The organism is Anaerocolumna sp. MB42-C2, from assembly GCF_030913705.1.
Lineage (GTDB): Bacteria > Bacillota > Clostridia > Lachnospirales > Lachnospiraceae > Anaerocolumna.
In genome coordinates this window covers 4887620-4906421 of sequence record NZ_CP133190.1, presented here as the reverse complement: position 1 = coordinate 4906421, position 18802 = coordinate 4887620, and the positions used below count along the sequence as shown (strand labels likewise).

At 37.1% G+C, this 18802-nt stretch carries 17 protein-coding genes; 3 read left to right on the top strand and 14 right to left on the bottom strand.

Going from position 1 to position 18802, the window contains the following annotated elements; translation table 11 throughout:
• Positions 1 to 40: 40 nt before the first annotated feature.
• Entirely contained in the window at positions 41 to 346 is a 306-nt protein-coding gene (locus tag RBU59_RS21700; RefSeq protein ID WP_308144565.1) for a DUF4491 family protein, read from the top strand.
• Between the two features lie 297 nt (positions 347 to 643).
• Here the strand turns inward: RBU59_RS21700 and RBU59_RS21695 are convergent, their stop codons facing one another.
• From RBU59_RS21695 to RBU59_RS21650, 10 genes are all read right to left on the bottom strand, one after another.
• On the bottom strand, positions 644 to 1903 hold the full coding sequence (locus RBU59_RS21695) for a glucose-6-phosphate isomerase (protein WP_308144564.1): 1260 nt from the start codon (positions 1901 to 1903) through the stop codon (positions 644 to 646).
• Positions 1904 to 2080: 177 nt separating this feature from the next.
• On the bottom strand, positions 2081 to 3238 hold the full coding sequence (locus RBU59_RS21690; protein ID WP_308144563.1) for a class II fructose-bisphosphate aldolase: 1158 nt from the start codon (positions 3236 to 3238) through the stop codon (positions 2081 to 2083).
• A gap of 31 nt (positions 3239 to 3269) precedes the next feature.
• Positions 3270 to 3944, bottom strand: a complete 675-nt coding sequence (locus RBU59_RS21685) for a response regulator transcription factor (protein WP_308144562.1) — start codon at positions 3942 to 3944, stop codon at positions 3270 to 3272.
• A gap of 18 nt (positions 3945 to 3962) precedes the next feature.
• On the bottom strand, positions 3963 to 5459 hold the full coding sequence (locus RBU59_RS21680) for a sensor histidine kinase (protein WP_308144561.1): 1497 nt from the start codon (positions 5457 to 5459) through the stop codon (positions 3963 to 3965).
• Between the two features lie 116 nt (positions 5460 to 5575).
• Entirely contained in the window at positions 5576 to 6673 is a 1098-nt protein-coding gene (locus RBU59_RS21675) for an ABC transporter substrate-binding protein (protein ID WP_308144560.1), read from the bottom strand.
• 75 nt (positions 6674 to 6748) lie between these two features.
• A complete protein-coding gene (locus RBU59_RS21670) occupies positions 6749 to 7540 on the bottom strand; it encodes an ABC transporter ATP-binding protein (RefSeq protein WP_308144559.1) in 792 nt (263 codons plus the stop codon).
• Entirely contained in the window at positions 7516 to 8322 is an 807-nt protein-coding gene (locus RBU59_RS21665; RefSeq protein WP_308144558.1) for an ABC transporter permease, read from the bottom strand. Before RBU59_RS21665 ends, RBU59_RS21670 begins: the two co-directional genes overlap by 25 nt.
• 278 nt (positions 8323 to 8600) lie before the next feature.
• On the bottom strand, positions 8601 to 9386 hold the full coding sequence (locus tag RBU59_RS21660; protein WP_308144557.1) for a sulfite exporter TauE/SafE family protein: 786 nt from the start codon (positions 9384 to 9386) through the stop codon (positions 8601 to 8603).
• Between the two features lie 171 nt (positions 9387 to 9557).
• Positions 9558 to 11009, bottom strand: coding sequence for a lactate racemase domain-containing protein (locus RBU59_RS21655; RefSeq protein WP_308144556.1), 1452 nt, complete (start codon positions 11007 to 11009; stop codon positions 9558 to 9560).
• A gap of 68 nt (positions 11010 to 11077) precedes the next feature.
• On the bottom strand, positions 11078 to 11914 hold the full coding sequence (locus tag RBU59_RS21650) for a triose-phosphate isomerase family protein (protein ID WP_308144555.1): 837 nt from the start codon (positions 11912 to 11914) through the stop codon (positions 11078 to 11080).
• A 210-nt stretch (positions 11915 to 12124) separates the two neighbouring features.
• Here RBU59_RS21650 and RBU59_RS21645 point away from each other — a divergent pair, with 210 nt between their 5' ends.
• Both RBU59_RS21645 and RBU59_RS21640 read left to right on the top strand, forming a co-directional pair.
• A complete protein-coding gene (locus RBU59_RS21645; RefSeq protein WP_308144554.1) occupies positions 12125 to 13147 on the top strand; it encodes a LacI family DNA-binding transcriptional regulator in 1023 nt (340 codons plus the stop codon).
• Between the two features lie 177 nt (positions 13148 to 13324).
• On the top strand, positions 13325 to 14140 hold the full coding sequence (locus RBU59_RS21640) for a LarC family nickel insertion protein (protein ID WP_308144553.1): 816 nt from the start codon (positions 13325 to 13327) through the stop codon (positions 14138 to 14140).
• A 192-nt stretch (positions 14141 to 14332) separates the two neighbouring features.
• On the opposite strand, the gene RBU59_RS21635 is transcribed toward RBU59_RS21640, so the two are convergent.
• The 4 genes from RBU59_RS21635 to RBU59_RS21620 form a co-directional block, all read right to left on the bottom strand.
• Entirely contained in the window at positions 14333 to 15499 is a 1167-nt protein-coding gene (locus RBU59_RS21635) for a diphosphate--fructose-6-phosphate 1-phosphotransferase (protein ID WP_308144552.1), read from the bottom strand.
• A 98-nt stretch (positions 15500 to 15597) separates the two neighbouring features.
• Positions 15598 to 16761 (bottom strand): class II fructose-bisphosphate aldolase, encoded by a 1164-nt coding sequence (locus RBU59_RS21630; RefSeq protein ID WP_308144551.1) that lies wholly within the window; start codon positions 16759 to 16761, stop codon positions 15598 to 15600.
• A 39-nt stretch (positions 16762 to 16800) separates the two neighbouring features.
• The gene (locus tag RBU59_RS21625; RefSeq protein ID WP_308144550.1) at positions 16801 to 17817 is read right to left on the bottom strand and encodes a LacI family DNA-binding transcriptional regulator; all 1017 of its coding nucleotides are present in this window, start codon (positions 17815 to 17817) and stop codon (positions 16801 to 16803) included.
• A 119-nt stretch (positions 17818 to 17936) separates the two neighbouring features.
• Positions 17937 to 18791: a class II fructose-bisphosphate aldolase gene (locus RBU59_RS21620; protein WP_308144549.1), complete on the bottom strand. Its 855-nt coding sequence runs from the start codon at positions 18789 to 18791 to the stop codon at positions 17937 to 17939.
• Positions 18792 to 18802: the final 11 nt, after the last annotated feature.

Here is an 18802-nt window from a genome sequence, read left to right as displayed (position 1 = left end):
ACACATCTTTAAACAGATGTGTTATGCAATGGAGCTTAAAATGAATCTACAGGGTATAATTATCGGTATTGTAACATTTCTAATCATAGGCATCTTTCATCCTATTGTAATTAAATTTGAATATTATTTTGGCAAAAAAGTCTGGCCGATTTTTTTGATTGTTGGCATCATAGGCGTTTTCTTATCTTTATTTATAAATTCCGTAATGCTTTCCTCTATTGCCGGAGTATTCGGATTTTCGTCTCTTTGGGCTATTCATGAAATTATTGAGCAGGAAGAACGTGTTAAGAAAGGATGGTTTCCAAGAAACCCCAAAAAATGTGAGGTAGATGAACTTAATAAATAAAACATAAGACGGCTGTCAATCGTTTATCATTGCAGCCGTCCTTGTATAATCAGTTCATGTTCCACTTCTTCCGTTGTTTCCTTAGGGAGCATAATCCGGCCAGTCAAATTTCGGTCCCAAATAATCAAAAGGATATAGATTTTTATGCTTCTGATAAGAAAATAAGAGCTCATGTGTATACCTTAAAAGCTAATCAAATTTTCCTCCTCTGTTTCAAGACCTCAGACTACTCCTTTCCAGGGATCCCCTTCTTGTCCTCTGAAGTTTTCCCAGGTGCTATTACGGGTATGTCATTGTTTAATTTTTACCCAATCCTATAAACATACTCCTCTTATACTCTTCTACCCCCTCCTGATCAAATGGATTTACCCCCATGAGAAGTCCGGATAAAGCACATGCCAACATAAAAATATAATAAAAAGCACCGAAAGTCTCTTCAGAAATTTCTTCAACCTCAAATTCTATGCATGGTACTCCGCCTTTTGTATGTGCTTCGATTGTAGCTCTCTCTGCTACTTTATTAATCGTATTAAAATCCATATTTTCTAGATAATCAAATCCATCGCGAAACTTTTTATCTTCGTTTACTATTACACTGGAATTAGTGTTTTTTACCTTAATAAAAGTTTCAATCAGATTACGCCGTCCATCCTGCATATATTGCCCCATTGAATGAAGGTCTTCGGAGTAGATAGCTGCTGTAGGGAATATTCCCATCAGATTTTTACCTTCACTTTCCCCAAATAGCTGTACCCACCATTTTGTAAAATAAGTAAATTGCGGTTCAAAAGCTGTTAAGAGCTCAATATTATAATTTTTCTCATATAATGAATTCCTAATAGCAGCATATTTTAAGGCAGGGTTGTTGTCCGTATGCTTCATGCAGTAATCTTCAGCTGAAACAACTCCTTTTAAGTATTTATCGATGTCAAGACCGGCTACAGCTATTGGAAATAAACCTACTGGGGAAAATGCAGAATATCTTCCTCCAATTGCCTCCGGAAAGGAAAAGAACGTATAACCATTCTCTTTTGCGATTTCTTCCATTCTTGACCCATAGGTTCCTGTCAGAATCACACGTTCTGACATATCATCTTTAGTATATATTTTTTCCATATAGTTTCTTAAGATGCGAAAATGGCTACCCGGTTCCAATGTTTCAAAATTCTTGGCTATTACATTGATATAAACACTTTTACCTTTTAACTGCTCCATCATCTTATTAATATAATGTGGCGACAACGTGTTCCCCAAATATATAACCCTGGGCCCATCCTCTCCCTGTAAGGCTTCGATCATAGCTCTGGCTGCCTGATTAGAACCTCCTACTCCTGCAATGACAAAAACTTCTGCTTTCCGCCTGACTTCTGCTGCTTTTACCTTTATTTCATCCAGCTGTACGGCGGCTGATTTAACATGAGTCCAGCCGAATACCCGATTACTGTCTTTATCCTGATATAATTTCTTTTGAAGAATGGCAGCCTTTCTAATCTTTTCATCAACAATATCTGAACTTAAAAACATTTCAGCTTTGTTTGTACTAACATCAACTTTCATAAATTCTATTACCTCTTTCCTGCTTTGATCGATTTTTAATTTAGATAAAGTTTTGATCTGGATTATGTTATATAACATTGAAATTGTATTATTATGAATGCTATCTATTATGTAAACCCTATAACATATGATTTTTGATACGAATTAATGGTTATCAGTAGATACATAAATATGATTTCAATTATTACATTTTTTATATCTTTCAATCATATCTTCCAATGTAACACTTTCTACCAGAGGCGCTTTACCGACTGATCCAAATTCAACAATTAAGGCACCGATTACTTCTTTCACTCCTTTTTCCATACATTCTATGATGCCAGCTATATCATCATCCGGAACGGTTCCATACATTACCGTGTTCATAACAGGCGTTAAGAAAACCCTTGGGTCAAACTGATTTTTCTTTTCTTCCAGTAATTGATAGATTGTACCAATCGAAGAGCTGTTCCTCTTTGATGGATTGTACTTAAAAAATTCTTTTAAATTTCTGGTAACCGCAAGACGGATATCGGTATCCACATTGATCTTACCAATACCGCAATGAATGGCCTGCATTAATTCACTTATTGCAATTCCGTCTGCATTCTTAATGTCACCGCCAAGGCTATTTATTTCATCCACGATATATTTCGGTACGGTGGAAGAACCATGGGATACCAATACACCAAATATATTCTCATGCTTCAAACATTCTTTAATTGCTATTACTATTTCTTTTCTTAACTTTACATCCTTTCCTTTTATTGCTCCATGCATCGTCCCGTAGGAGATAGCCAGAGCGTCTACCTGGGTTTTACGGAAAAATTCCACCGCACTCAAAGGATGGGTATAGGTGGAGTTTTCTGAGAACACATGGTCTTCCACACCAGCTAAAACCCCTAATTCTCCTTCTACCGAAACACCTCTTTCATGGGCATACTTTACAACTTCCCTGGTTAAATCAACATTTTCATCAAAAGGCAGATGAGAACCGTCTATCATAACGGAAGTATACCCTCCGTCTATGGCAGCTTTTACAGAATCGAAATCTTTACCATGGTCAAGATGCAATACTACTGGAACTGATGAGTACATACCATATTTTCTAACGGCATTTCCAATGTTTTTTGCTCCCTTTTTCTTATCTTCCAAAGTAGAATTTAAGAAATCGGTTCTTCCTCCCATAAATCCGTTTGCTAAATCAGCTCCCTGTAATATAGCTGCAGAGCGGAACATTTCATGTACCTCAATTGCAGCTTTTACCTGAGCTACGGCATTTATATTAAATGCTCCGAAAGCAAAGTTATATTTTTCTGTTGCCTCTAATAAAGGCCTTAATGGTACTATAGACATTATAATAATTCCTTTCTGTGTTAGTCATTTATTAAAATAAGTGACTTAAATTTAATTCTTTAATTACCTTAACAATTTCTTTTGTTCGGTTACATCCGAATTTTCGGAGCAAACCTTTAATCTGTGTTTTTATTGTAACTACTTCTACACATCTTTCTTTTGCAATTTCATTTACCTTCATGTCTTTCAATAAAAGGCGGACTAATGCTCTTTCCGTACTTGTTAATTTTGAGATGTTATTAATAAAAAATAACAGACTCTTTTCTGATTCCTGTAACCGTTTATATTCCTGCAGCAAAACCTGCTGGACCTTACCTTTCATAACAGGATTATCATTATATGCACTGCGGATATGATGCAACAGTTCTTCTTCCTTGCCGCCTTTCACAATATAGTCCACTGCACCCGTAGCCATAGCGTTTATAATAATATCCTTAGTTTCATGGGCGGTTAAAAAAATGATTTTGGCAGTACCGTCCCTATCGCGAATCTGTTCCGTTGCGGTAATTCCTGCCATAAGATTCTCCATCTCAATATCCATTAAAATAATATCAAATTCAACCTGGGAAGCGAGTTCGACTATTTTTTGCCCGCTTAATGCAGTTCCAACCACTTTCATATCCGGTTGAGAATTAATAATCTCGCTTAAATCTTCCAATAAGATCGGGAAATCATCTGCTATGAGTAAGCTGATACGATCATCCAAGGTAATCAACTCCTTTCTCTAATCCTTGTATTTCGGGAGTAAAATATAAAAACTGCTGCCTGCTTTTTCTTTACTTTCATAACGCAAAATTCCGAAATGGCCTTTGACGATGGCTCTTACATAATAAAGTCCCATTCCCCAATTGAAATTTGAATTTTTGCTGGTAAAAAAAGGATCGAATATTTTCTTTAATTTTTCCCTGCCGATACCCGTACCATTATCCTTAACTTCTATTACCGTATAAAGTCTTTCGTTATGGGTAATCAATGAAATCTTCCCCTCCTCACCCCGATCTGCTTCATTTACTGCTTCCTGAGCATTTATGAGAAGATTGTAAACAGCCTCACAAAGATGGGTCTTATCAGCTAATACCACAGCATTGGTTTCCATTACCACCTCTACCTGTTTATCAGGATATTTATTATGAAAACGTTCGACAGCACAATTAAAGATTGCCTCAATCGATACAGGAAATAAAAAGATGGAGTTGGATTTAATAGACCGGTAAAGTTCATCCAGCCTGGACAACATTAATTCATTTTGCTCCGATAAGGTATTGATATAATCTTTTAGCTGGTCCGTATCCTGAATACCATTTTCAAACATTGTCTGAATTCTTTTATGAATGACCCTGTTTGCAAGTAATTGGTTCTTGATACTATGGACAAAAACAGATGCTCCAAAGCTTACATGATCGAATTTATTCTTCATAACAAATTCTTCATGATTATCAGCAAAGCTTCTCTGCGTAAATTTCAAAAAACTGGCAAACCCTAATATGCCGCAAATTACATTACTAAGTATAATAATGGTATAAGCCTGCACAGAAAGAGCAGAATTCATATAATAAATACCGTTTTTCCAGAGATAGTCATCCGAATAGAATTGGTAAACCTGTGCCGGATCCTGCCCGCTGTAGAGTAAATATACAATAGAAATTGACATGATAAAAACCATAATCTGGATAAACTGCTTTTTGCAGAACTTCATGGTTATGGAAGCTAATTCAATAATCAGCAGTACAAATGCGGCCAATACATAAACGAAAATCCAATATCTTGAAAAGTTTATAATTATCTCCTGTATTTGGGGCTTGTTTAAGGTTAAGCTGCGGAATATATCAGGATAATATAAAGCGAGTGAAATTGCCGGAAAAACAAGGATTATCAATTGCAGCCCTTTTTTTCTCCGTACCCAGGGAATCATGGAATAATTCATTGCAAGTAACAAAAAAAACATAGGAAATGTATATCTTCCGACAGCAATAATAAATCCCAGACAGTCTAAGGTTATTAAAAGATATTGTATACTTGATTTTATACTGCGTGACAGGAAAATAAAATCCTGCAGATTACTGGATATACCGCCTTTTTTAGCGATAAATATGAGAATTCCCGTTAAATGGACCGTAAGGCTGATACACATACCCAGGAGGTAGAACGATTCTTTATTACGTTTTAATATTAATAGCAATATGGATGCAATAATTAAAAAAATCATTAATAAAATAAGCATTTATTACCTCCCGGTCAATAATCCTTTGGGGTTGCCGCAAACTATAAGTACTCTCACATAAGCTTATACTTTAAGAATTTGCAACACCCCCTTATCTTAGGATATGCTATAAAAGTTTATTTTGCCGCATCAAGCATGTTCTGGAATAATACATAATCACTGACATTTACTTCTTCCTTTATATCCCCGCTGTCTATAAAGTTCTGCTGTTGTGCCTTATAATATGCTTCCATTGTACCGTCTTCTATGGACTTTACTACATCAGTTGTATTAATCCAATCTCCATCATATATCTGATCCATTACAGAAGCTTTATCCAAAGCGGTCTGTTCAGCAACCCATCCAGCAATTTCTTCCGCATTATTATCTGCCCTGTAATCCATTGCTTTCAATAAGCCTTTTGTAAATCTTAAAACGATATCAGCATTTTTTTCTACATAAGACGGATTTGCAACCCAGGAACAGATGGAGGGGAATTCACTGATATACGTTTTATTATTAGCAAGTTCTACTGCTTTATCACCTAATTCTTTTTTAATTGTAAACGTATTTGGTGACCAGGTAGCCGCCGCATCAACACTGCCGGAAAGCATTGCAGTAACGATAGCAGATGCATCCATATCCATAATTTTTACATCATCCCTGGTTAATCCTGCTTTTTTAAGAGTTAAATTTAAAATTGTCTCACTGGTTGTTCCGGAAGCCATAGCAATTGTTTTACCGGCTAAATCCTCTATGGAGGATACTCCTTTATCGGCATTTCCTATAACTGCATCTGCATTTCCATAATGGGATATCGCTATGATATCTGCCTTTCCCTGAATTGCAAGCTTGTGGGCACCGGGTCCGATATAACCGATATCTATGCTGCCGGATTCCATAGCAGATATAATTGTGGGGCCGTCTGCAAATTCAACTAAATTAACGTTGATTCCCTGTTCTGTAAAATACCCTTTTTTCATACCGGCTACAACGCTGCAAAGGCTTGCATAGTTGGGCATATAACCTATGTTTAACGTAATTTCTTCTACTTTCGTATCCGCTGTCCCATTTTCACCAGCCGTATTTTCTGCTGTGTTGTTTTCCTGTACGGTATTCCCGTCTGTCGTCTCGTTTGACTGTGTTTCTGTCTTCCCATTGTTTTTACTTCCACACCCAATTAACGCTGAAGTAACCATAATTAAGATTAATACTAAGCTAAATACCTTCTTCATGTTGATTCCTCCTAAATAGTTTTTATAAATTAACAAGTATTTATATTTATAAATAACTTGATAATTATTTACTGTTTATTTTCTAACCTCCAGATACTCCTGATATACCTGTCCCCAAATATGATTTTTTAAATCTAAGAAATCTTTAGACATTTTAGTTTCCTGATTACGGGGATATGGAATGTTAATATCTACGATTTCTTTAATACGTCCGGGTCTTGCACTCATAATGATGACCTTTTGTGCCAGTATAATAGCTTCATCCACATCATGGGTAATAAAGAAGCAGGTCTTTTTTTCTTTTTGCCAGGTTTCAAGCAGTTCTGTCTGAAGCTGGGTCCTGGTCTGGGCATCCAGTGCACCGAAGGGTTCATCCATCAGCAATACGGAAGGGTTTACGGCATAAGCTCTTGCTATTGCCACACGCTGTTTCATACCACCGGATAATTCTTTGGGATAGTGGTTGCTAAAGTCCGCCAGATCAACCATATTAATATATTTCATTGCAAGCTTCGAGGCTTCTTTCCCTTTGATTCCTTTTAAGTTTAATCCGAATTCCACATTCTTTTTCACGGTTAACCAGGGGAATAATGCATATTGCTGAAATACGACTCCTCTTTCCGTTCCGGTTCCGGTTACTTCATGTCCGTCACAATAAATCTTGCCAGAGGAGGTTTCAGATAATCCGGCTATTATATTAAGGAGAGTGGATTTACCGCATCCGGACGGTCCGACAACACAGATAAATTCATTTTCCATTATGTCAAGATTAATACCATTTAAAGCTATCATCTCGCCATTACGTGTATTATAAACTTTTTTAACATTATCTATTTTAAGTTTTATATTTCTCTCTTCTCTTGCCATCCTGTCAGTCTCCTCTCAAGCATTTTTATCAGTTTCTCAATAGTGATACCTATAACGCCGATTACTATAATGTATAAAAGCATTGGCCCGGATTCAAATGTATTGTTCAAAGCCCGGATTCTCATCCCCAGACCGGCCGTCGCTCCGGTTGATTCGGCTGCAATAAGGGTTGTTAATGCAACGGAAGCTCCCAGTCTGACCGCGGTAATTATGAAAGGTAAAGTAGCAGGTGCTATAACTTTTAAGAATATGTCTTTGTCTTTTGCCCCCAGTACTCTGGCTGCTTTAATGAGAGTCTCATCAATATTAATTACACCCTGAAAGATTGTTATCGCCATTGTTAAAAAGGTTGCAATCGTAATCACTATGATCTGCGGTTTACGCCCGACACCTGCCGATATAACCACAAGAGGAACATAAGCTAACGGGGGGATATTTCTGACAAACTGAATCCACGGTTCTATAATGTTTCTAACCGGTCTGTACCAGGCCATTAATATGGCAACCGGAAGTGCAATAACAAATCCTAATGCAAACCCTGCGGTTACAGAAATTAAACTGCTGCCCATATCCTTAAAGAAAACTCCTCTGTCCACCATAGTCCGTATGGAACCTGCAACTACAAGAACGTTCGGAAAACTACGTGATGTCTGCGGATTGATGGATAATAACCACCACACTATCATTGCCGCAGCGAAAGAAATAAGCAGCCAAACGCTGTTTGGAATTTTAGAAATAAAGCTGTTGCCTTTCTTTTTTGGTTTTGATGTGTTATATTTCATATTAACATTCCTTTCTGTTTCCTGATGGCTGTCATCCATCTCTTCATGTTCTGATTATATCCCGGAATGCCAATATAATTAAGTATGAACTTTTTTCATACTATTTTTGATTCGAATCGGTGTATTTTTCTTTACTGCTCTTGTAACCGTCCAAAATACAGAAATGGGGCGGAATTCAAAGAATCCCGCCCCAACTGCTTAAGTTCTTAAGCAATCTCCACTTTTTACGTATTTCCCTGAAAACGTAAATCAAGTGAAAATCCCTGTCTGTGTTAGGACTATAATAGAAATTTTATAACATTATAAATATTTATAAACACTATAATCATCATAAGTCCCATAAATAATTTATCCACATCTTTTGCAGTATATTTCTTATTGATTTTTTGCCCTACCATAGCACCGGTAATACCGGCAGATACCATAAGTATTAATACAGGCGGTTCAAAATCAGGTATGGTTCTATGTATCATTGTGGAAATAAGACTTGCAAACTGAGAAAACATTATAATATATAAAGAATTTATTGCTGCCTGTTTCGTATCCATGGTAAAAAAGTAGGAAAGTAATATTATATTAATTGGCCCTCCGCCTATTCCTAAAAACGCTGATAATAATCCGAGGAGTAGTCCGATTATTATACAGAGATAACTATTTTCTAATTTGTGTGTTTTAATCTTTGAAACATTTATTGTATAGATCAAGGTTCCCAGCGTAATTAAGACCAGTACCATTGCCTGTACTGCACCAACCTTATTCTCATCCGGAAATATATCATATGCATACTGGAACAAAGCTTTCCCTAGAATACCGCCTATTGCCGCTCCAACTGCAAGAGGTGTCGCAATCTTTATATTAACAGATGTATTTCCTCTTTTCATTGACTTAAATACAGAAATAACTGACATTGACAATACGGTACAGCCGGATAAGAAACTGATAGAGCTTACCCCCATGAGACCGGTAGCATCAAGTACAGGTTTAATTATTACTCCTCCCCCAATCCCACATATAGCACCAGCAACGGAAGCCATAAAGCTGATTAATAAAAATATAAAATACAATGAACTTCCTCCCTTAAGCAATTTCTCCAATATTCACTACATTTCAGTTACTATTCCATTGGAAAATTGTGAAATAACCTAATGTCATTAAAACCGGCAGAATAATCAATTAGAATTGCTGATTTAATTAAAATTGGATTTTATCCCGCCGGTCTAGTATATTAAGTTAAATTATCCGTTATATACTTCGTCTTTCATTAAAAGATGAACGGACGCTTTCTTATAAGTCATAGGCAATGCCAGAATATTTGGATTCTGTCCTACAAATTTTTTCTTTGCATCCATTAAAGCTTCTTCAAACGTTGCTCTGGTCTTTAATCCCATACCTCTTGCGTATCCCGGCTGTTCTGCACCCACAATATAGATGGCGGATGTATTTTGTTCTGCAATATGTCCGCAGGATATCATGGAGAAACCATGAAAAGGATGAAATGCATTTGCGTAGCGGTATTGTCTGATATACTCTTCATTCGTTGCAAAATATTCTCCAAGACGGTTCATATCAGGCAACGTATTCATACCGTCTTTTTGGAACATATCATACATTTCTCTGAGATATGGCCATAATTCATCATGAAAATAACCGTTGCATATGGAAGAACATATAATCACGCAATTTTCACTCATAATTCTTTTAAAACGGATTACTTGTGCAGATAATGCCTGCATTAACATAATCGGGTTAGTTCCCATACCGTCACCATAATGGAAGAATTGGGGCATACCAAATACTAACACATCGTATTTTTTCTCTGCAAACGGTACATAAGTTCTTTTATCTGCTATCTTCCAGGAAAGCGGCATCATCTCTTTGGCATATCCAGAAAAAATTGCGATCTGCCTTGACTGCGTATCAAGGACCGCATCACAGCAGAAAAATTTCTTTCCCATACATTTTTCCATATGCTGTCCAATTTCATCAAACTTTGTTCTCATCATGGAATGCCCGCTGACAGGCACAAAGTCCTTTCGATGCATTACTTCCGGTACATGATGGGAGGCAATAGACCTCCAATGAGTAATGCCGGTGGAGCAGTGTTTATAACCGCCTGAATAACCGCCGTAGGGATTACCTTGGGTATGTCCGATCAGGATAGCCACATCACTGTCATAAACATATTTATTCATAATAACCGGGTCTCCCCTGTCAGTTACTCCTAAATCCACAAGATGGTCATAATCTTCACTGTCATGATTCATAATCTGATGAGAATACCAGAATTCATTAAAAAGTTCATCTCCCAAAACACCGCGGATCTCTTTTTCCGTATTTTTTCTGTGGAGACCATTGGAACATATGAGTAGAATGTCTTTCTTTTCAACTCCTACACTGTATAATTCTTTAAGAATTAATTTAATAGATACTTTACGATGAGCAGTAGGTTGTTCACCGCCTTTAACACGATCCGGAAATACGATTGTTACTTTAGATCCTTTCTTCGCAAGCTTTGTTAATGGTTCCATCCCAATAGGATTGCGAATGGATTCCAATGTTTTTTCCACTAATTGATCTTCTGGTATATGCGGCGGATCAGACACCGTTTCTCCTGGAATAAATATATCCGTATTATCCGGCAGGTTAGCCTCCATTGTTCCATGTCCATATTCAAATGATAATTTCATAATGTATCCTCTCTTTCTTATCTGGTTGTCCAGTCTTCTGGTTTCCCAATTAGTATTTATTAAGTTCATTATTTCCCTAAATAGGTTTTAATTATCTCTAAGTACTCCTCCGGATAGAAACCAATTTCTCCCTGGAATCTTGTTAATGCAATTAAACCGCCGTCGATTTCAGAAATAGAAGCTAACATATTAGCATTATCTGTTTTCAGTCCCCCGCCATAAACAACAGGGCATCCTTTTGTTACTTCTTTTACAAATTTAGCGATCTTCTTTATGTATTCTTTATCCGGAGGTATTTTCCCTGGTCCGATGGCCCAAATCGGTTCGTAAGCAATTGTAACCCTGCTCATATCAACTCCGTCCAAGCCGATCTCCAGCTGTTTTCTTAATACTTCCTGCCAATTTACCTGCTCATCCATACTTTCACCTATGCAGTATAACACCTTAAGTCCTGCTGCAATAGCTGCTTTAATCTCTTTATTTAAAATCCTGTTAACAGCATCGGTATCCGTTATACCTGCCTCTGTTAAAATGCCCGTTTTATCTTTTCTTTCTTCGCAATGCCCGATTATAGTAGATGTACAGCCGATCGCTTTCATGGCATTACCTGTTCTCTGTGCTGTAAAAGCACCGAAATTACCACCAACAGCCGTATCTTCACGATAAATACTCTGACTGCCGATTTCAAGGCTGCTGCCGTCTTCTAAAGCCTTAATTGCTCCGATTAGATGGGCTTCCGGCAGAAACATAACAAATTCCAACTCATTTTTGTTATAAAGGTTTACTGCTTTTTGCGTATGGCTTACAATAAACTCTCCCCATTCCCTGGGATCGGCAATACGGTTTACCCCGCCGTATTTTGTGGGAATATCAAATCTTTTTAAATTCAGGTATATGTATTTCATAAATTCATCCTTTCCTTTTTCCTTGCTTTCATGTGTTAATGATATCATATGAATTTTTAAAAACATACAAATTTTCGTCATTTTTTACACAAACGTTTGCGTATTATTCAGTCGTAATGTTATAATATAATTTGTATAATACAACTAAAGACATATGCTATAAGTTCAAAATCTGTTTCATAAGAATAATTTTCTATAGGAGGTCATCTCATGACTTTAAAAGAAATAGCAGATTTAGCCGGAGTTTCTGTATCTACGGTTTCCCGCGTAATAAATCATGGTAATACAAAAGTAGCCAGTCAAGAGGTTAAAGATAATATATGGAGAATTATCAGGGAAACGAACTATATCCCAAATTCTTCTGCCAGAAACTTAAAATTAGGAAGTGATTCGGGTAGTTCATTAATACCCGTTAAATCCATCGGGTGCATTTTTGCCCGTTCCAAAGATACACTAAATGATCCCTTTTTCTCGCAAATAGCCCGGGCTCTGGAACAGGAAGCTTTCAGGCAGGGATACATTCTCAAGTATTCTTTTTCTGCATATGACATGAATGACGCCAATACATTTCATTTAATTACCAATAACCAGGTAAACGGAATTGCCGTTCTTGGAAGATTTGATAAAAACCTTTTAAATTTTATTAAAAAGCAATATAAACATGTCGTTTATACCGGTCTGAATATCATAGATACTGACTTTGACCAGGTTATCTGTGACGGGTATCAAGCTTCCATAGCAGCAGTTAATTACCTGCATAAACTTGGACATACTTCTATTGGTTATGTCGGTGAGAAACATAAAGAACTTAGATATCAAGGTTACCTTGATGCTATGAATCAATTGAAATTACCGGTCCTCAGGGAGAACATTATCGTTACACCTATTTCTTCAGAGGGCGGTTATAACGGCGTAAAGGAATATCTAAAGAAAGATCAGAACGTTACAGCATTATTTTGTGCCAATGACTTAACAGCAATCGGAGCAATGAAAGCAATTAAGGAGAAAGGATTTACGATTCCCGGCAATATATCCCTGATCAGTATTGACGATATCGACACTGCCCAATATATGTCACCCATGTTGACAACTATCCGGGTACCAATGGAGGAACTGGGTAAGATGACGGCCAAAATATTAATTGACCGTATTGAAAACGGAAAAACCCTTCCTATCAAAGTAGAGCTGCCTTTTACAATCATTACAAGAGAAAGCTGTTCCGCTAAAAAATAAAAAAGCTTAAATGCTTATTGAAATAACATATTGTTATATAATGAAATCAAAAACAGGAATGGATTTAAGTTGAAAGAAAATTTTTGTATAGAAAGGTCTGCCAGGTATAGATTCTTTCAATTTTTTATTATGGCAGTATCACCTCTCTCTGAGAGGTGGTATGCAATAGGTGTTATTATGAATGAAAAAACTTTATATTTAGAATGTTATTCCGGTATCAGCGGTGATATGACCGTAGCCGCTTTGCTTGATTTAGGAGCTGATCAGAAAGTATTACGGGATGGCCTTAATAGCCTTAATGTTGATGGATATAAAATAAAAATCAGTCAAAAGGATAAATCCGGGCTTATAGCCTGTGATTTCGATGTAATACTGGAGAAAGACGAGGAATATGCGCTATCAGCTAATTCTGATAATTTAAATTTAACTATACAATCACAAGAACACTTACATGTCAAACTTGGTTTTCATGAAAACCGAAATTTATATGATATTAATGCTATCATTGATAATTCCAATATTTCTGAGGAAGCCAAGAAAACAGCAAAGAAAATATTTTATATCGATGCCGTAGCTGAGGCAAAAGCTCATGGAAAACCCCTTGATAAAGTCTACTTTCATGAACTTGGGGCAATTGATTCTATCGTTGATATTGTATCAGCCGCTATTTGTCTTGATAATCTTGGCATCAAAGAGGTTGTCATCACTGAATTACATGACGGTAACGGACATATTAAATGCCGTGGCGGAAAACTCCCCGTTCCTGTCCCTGCAGTAGTTAATATTGTTGCCGACTATAATATTCCACTTCATATTACAAATATAAACGGAGAATTAGTAACACCAACGGGAGCTGCAATAGCTGCAGCCATTCGTACGAAAGATAAATTGCCAAAGGAATTTAAAATAGTAAAATCAGGTTTAGGGGCAGGAAAACGGGAATATGAACAGCCAAGTATTTTACGAGCAATGATTATTGAAGAATTATTATAAAAAAGTAATTATCATAGAAGACCAGATTTTACTCAAACGTTTGTTTAACCGGCTATAAAAATTAAAATATTTCATATTTTAAGAAAGGCAAATAAGTCTATTATTTTAAAGCTCCTTTACGAATAAAACCTCCTGTACATGTTTTAACTTTCCATGCACAGGAGGTTTTTTTGGGAGGTGGGTAAGCTTAAATTATAAAACATCCTTAAAACTGATAAATTTATTTATTTGATCTCCGATTAATGGTTTACACCAATCGATAAAATCCTGTGTTACATCATTTCCTCTTTCATTGATATATTTTTCAGGAAGGATTCTTTCATGGAGCATAACCTCTTCTATAGGAACCAGACTGGTTTTTATTTGATAGGTATCACCAGGTACACGGTTAATTGCTACCATAACTCCTGTATTATGATCCAATGCAGCTTTTACGGCTTCTGCTCCCACTATTATAGCTTCTTCCCGATCAATATCTGATTGAAGTCCTATGGAAGACCGTCCGCTAATACCCGGTTTTTCATTTCTGGCTTTGATACCCAGTTTCTTTACTACCAGATTAGCAAGGTGTGAACTTACATCACCGTAATAAACTGCCCTGTCGGATTTAAAGATGGGAGGAACAATAGATTCACCCTCCTTATTCTTAAGTCCTTCACTGACTACTACTACAACTCCGCCAAGTTTTTCATATAATTTTTTAACGTCTTCTAAAAATTCCTCTTCATCAAACGGTCTTTCCGGAAGATAAATGAGATGAGGTGCATCCTTTTTATTCTGTCTTGCTAGTGCGGATGCCGCCGTTATCCATCCTGCATTCCGTCCCATGGCCTCAATCACGCATACATGAATCGGCAGTGATTTTACATCCTGTCCTATTTCGGCTGTTGTTACGGCTATATATTTGGCCGCACTTGCATAACCCGGCGCGTGATCTATAATTGAAATATCATTATCAATGGTTTTGGGTATTCCAACGACATAGATTTCTTCTTTTTCGCAGACTTTGCTGACCTTTCCGCAGGTATCCATTGTTCCGTTACCGCCATTAAACAAAACATATTTAATGTTATTTCTTTTAAATATATCCACCATACGGTCATAATCTTTCTGATCCAGCGCATACCTGGAGGAACCAATTGCGGAGCCGGGAGTCGTAAGAAGTAATTCCAACTGATTTTTCTCTGTTTTGCCTAAATCAAGGAAATTTTCATTTAAAATGGCTTCTGAACCTCCGATTGCTCCATATATCTTATCGATCTTATCGCTTTTTTGTGCTTCTGTAATTACACCATAAAGAGAAGCATTAATAACAGCGGTTGGACCTCCTCCATGAACGATTAATAGATTATTTTTCATATATTTTTTCCTCACGATTTTATCTGAAATAGCTACTTGCGAGACAAGCAAAAATTAATAGTTTCTCGATTGCCTATTCTTTTTTCTGACAAGATATTTTATAAATTTGCGTCAATCTTCTTATAACGTTCTGCCATTTCATCCAATGAAACATTTTCTACCAACGGTGCTTTTCCAAAAGAGCCAAATTCCGTTATTAAACCGCCAACCGCTTCCTTTACACCACTTTCGATACAATCTACAATTGCTGCCACATCTTCATCAGGTACCGTTCCATACATAACTGTATCCATTATGGGAGTAAGGAATACTCTTGGGTCAAACTGGTCTTTCTTTTCTTCCAGCAGGTTATAAATTTCTCCAATGGAAGTACTCTTTTGCTTTTCAGGGTAACTTAGAAAATACTCCCTCATATTTCTTGTTACCGCCAGACGAATATCCGTATCCACATTGATTTTACCGATACCGCAGGGAATAGCCTGTTTCAGCTCATCAACCGATATGCCGTATGCATTCTGCACATTTCCGCCAAGGGAATTTATCTCATTAACGATATATTGGGGAACGGTAGAGGAACCGTGAGATACCAGGACTCCGAACAGATTCTCATGGTTCAGGCATTCCTTAATTGCTATTACAATTTCTTTTCTTAATTTGACGTCTTTTCCTTTGGAAGCCCCATGCATAGTACCATATGAGATAGCCAGGCAGTCTACTCCCGTTTTACGGATAAACTCTACGGCCATTAAGGGATTTGTATATGTTGAATTCTTAGAAAATACATGATCTTCCACACCGGCTAATACGCCCAGCTCTCCTTCTACCGAAACGCCTCTTTTGTGTGCATATTTAACAACTTCTCTTGTCAATTCCACATTTTGTTCGAAAGCCAGGGAAGATCCATCAATCATAACAGAAGTATATCCTCCCTCTATTGCTGCCTTTACTGAATCAAAATCTTTTCCGTGGTCCAGGTGAAGCACTACCGGTATTGCCGAAGTTTCACCGCATTTTCTTACTTCCTCTGCAATAATCTTAGCTCCAAGCTTTTTATCTTCAAGTGTAGCATTCAAAAAATCAGTGCGTCCTCCCATAAACCCGTTTGCAAGATCCGCTCCTTGCAAAATAGCTGCTGAGCGAAACATTTCATGAACTTCTATTACTGCTTTTGCCTGGGCGATTGCATTAACATTAAATGCTCCCTGGGCAAAATGATATTTATGTGTAGCCTCTAACAAAGGCCGTAATGGTATCAAAGGCATAACTTTTCTCCTCTCTTGTATTGCGTTTAAATCAGGCAGCTAAGAGTCTGTACTATGTCTTATAATCAACTCCGTAGAGAATTTTACCATTTCGGGAACCGCCGGTTCCGTATGCATTCTGTATAACATGTTTATTGCCGCCTCAGCTATATTCTCTTCCTGCATTCTTACTGACGTTAATGTGGGTGTTACCAATCGGCACACACTGGAATCATCAAATCCTATAAAACCAATCTCCGACGGTACTTTATAACCTTTGCTGATTACTGCATTCATTGCAACACATGCCATTTTATCATTTCTTCCTAAAACGGCATCCACAGCATGGTTTTCTAAATATCCACCCAGTTTATCCCGTAACTCATCTTCCGAAGCGCATCCGGTAATTATATGATTTTCATAGGGTAATCCATATTCCTCCATCTGATGTACGAATCCCCGATAACGAAAATCGGACATAGTACTAAAATGATTTCTGTTGGATATACGGTCTATATAAATAATATTCCTTCTGCCCTGATTATAAAAATATTTAACACAATCCCTTGCTCCCTGATAAAGCCCTGTATCCAACTTTGCTACTCCGTCAACTGAATCATAATCTCTGGATACCAAAACTACTACAGGTATACCGGCATTTACAAGTTCTTCAATATATTCATCTTTAAAACTGATGGAGCTGATGATAACACCGTCAAATCTTCTGCTGATAATTGATTGGATTAATTCCGGCTGATTCCGATTTGCACACAAACTTACAACATAACCCTTCTCATATGCATACTTATCCATTTCTCCTACCAGAATTCCAAATCGCTCATTTGAGGTATTTTCTACAATAAATATTATATGTTTACTTCCCTTTCCCTTAAGTGCCCTTGCTAATGTATTCGGTGTATAATTTAATTCTTTTACCGCTTTTAATACTCGATCCCTTTTATCTTTGTCAACATACCGGTTATTGTTAAGTACATAGGATACTACGGTTACACTAACACCTGCTTTTTTAGCAACATCAGCTCTTGTAACATAGGAAAATTCTTTCTTTTTCTTCATACGTTATCCCCTTACAAACCAAACACATTAATTAATTTGATATATAGTATCATACTTCATTTAGATACCTGTATCAATAAAAATTTTCCATGGGAAAGTTTTCCTATTGATAAATTCTCTTATGCCTTACCCTCAGATCCGGCTAATACTATGATCTTCTTTATATCATCAATAAGGGAATTTGATGCATATTGGGACAGTCTCCATGCATGCCCCTGATCAACACCTTCTCTAATACCTTCTTCTACATATTTGACATATTGATAACGTATCTGAGTTCCAAAATTAATTTTCGATACTCCACTGTTTAATGATCTGCGTATTAGTTTTTCATCCATTCCGGTACACCCATGAAGTACGAAAGGAATATCTGTAAATTCCCTGCATTTTTCAAGTATCTCCACATCAATATCCACTTCACCTTTATAAAATCCATGGGCATTTCCTATACTGATGGCAAGAGAATCCGGCTGACACAATGCTAAATATTTTTTGACCATGTCAGGGTCCGCTTTATTGGAACTTCCTGTTAAGTTACCCTGATCATCTAACCGGGCAAGCTCCCCGATTTCAGCTTCAACCGGAATATCAACAGCATTGCAGACCTTTATGACTTCATTTGTATTTTTCGCGTTTTCTTCAACACCAAATATGGAACCGTCATACATAACGGATGTAAACCCAATTTTTAACATCTGCACACATTCTTCCATGCTTTTACCATGGTCCAAATGAATCGCTACCGGCACATTTACGTGCTCAGCCATCCATTTTGCTGTCTGGTAAAACCACTCATGGCCTGAATAGGCAGCTGTAGCTGTATAATGAGCTAAAATTATTGGAGAATGCATCTCTTCTGCTGCCATACAGATAGCACGTATCATATCATACGTTCCTCCCTGCGTATTAATAGCAGGAACTGCATAATGTCCAGCATATGCTTTTTTCAGCATCTGCTTAGTAGTAGTTAACATTTTTTTACCCC

Excerpts from the sequence above, each read along its gene's own strand:
- RBU59_RS21650 (WP_308144555.1), bottom strand. The coding sequence starts at position 11,914 with ATGAAATACATATACCTGAATTTAAAAAGATTTGATATTCCCACAAAA.
- RBU59_RS21700 (WP_308144565.1), top strand. The coding sequence starts at position 41 with ATGAATCTACAGGGTATAATTATCGGTATTGTAACATTTCTAATCATA.
- RBU59_RS21655 (WP_308144556.1), bottom strand. The coding sequence starts at position 11,009 with ATGAAATTATCATTTGAATATGGACATGGAACAATGGAGGCTAACCTG.
- RBU59_RS21620 (WP_308144549.1), bottom strand. The coding sequence starts at position 18,791 with ATGTTAACTACTACTAAGCAGATGCTGAAAAAAGCATATGCTGGACAT.
- RBU59_RS21680 (WP_308144561.1), bottom strand. The coding sequence starts at position 5,459 with ATGCTTATTTTATTAATGATTTTTTTAATTATTGCATCCATATTGCTA.
- RBU59_RS21670 (WP_308144559.1), bottom strand. The coding sequence starts at position 7,540 with ATGGCAAGAGAAGAGAGAAATATAAAACTTAAAATAGATAATGTTAAA.
- RBU59_RS21630 (WP_308144551.1), bottom strand. The coding sequence starts at position 16,761 with ATGCCTTTGATACCATTACGGCCTTTGTTAGAGGCTACACATAAATAT.
- RBU59_RS21645 (WP_308144554.1), top strand. The coding sequence starts at position 12,125 with ATGACTTTAAAAGAAATAGCAGATTTAGCCGGAGTTTCTGTATCTACG.
- RBU59_RS21635 (WP_308144552.1), bottom strand. The coding sequence starts at position 15,499 with ATGAAAAATAATCTATTAATCGTTCATGGAGGAGGTCCAACCGCTGTT.
- RBU59_RS21695 (WP_308144564.1), bottom strand. The coding sequence starts at position 1,903 with ATGAAAGTTGATGTTAGTACAAACAAAGCTGAAATGTTTTTAAGTTCA.
- RBU59_RS21690 (WP_308144563.1), bottom strand. The coding sequence starts at position 3,238 with ATGTCTATAGTACCATTAAGGCCTTTATTAGAGGCAACAGAAAAATAT.
- RBU59_RS21665 (WP_308144558.1), bottom strand. The coding sequence starts at position 8,322 with ATGAAATATAACACATCAAAACCAAAAAAGAAAGGCAACAGCTTTATT.
- RBU59_RS21675 (WP_308144560.1), bottom strand. The coding sequence starts at position 6,673 with ATGAAGAAGGTATTTAGCTTAGTATTAATCTTAATTATGGTTACTTCA.
- RBU59_RS21625 (WP_308144550.1), bottom strand. The coding sequence starts at position 17,817 with ATGAAGAAAAAGAAAGAATTTTCCTATGTTACAAGAGCTGATGTTGCT.
- RBU59_RS21640 (WP_308144553.1), top strand. The coding sequence starts at position 13,325 with ATGAATGAAAAAACTTTATATTTAGAATGTTATTCCGGTATCAGCGGT.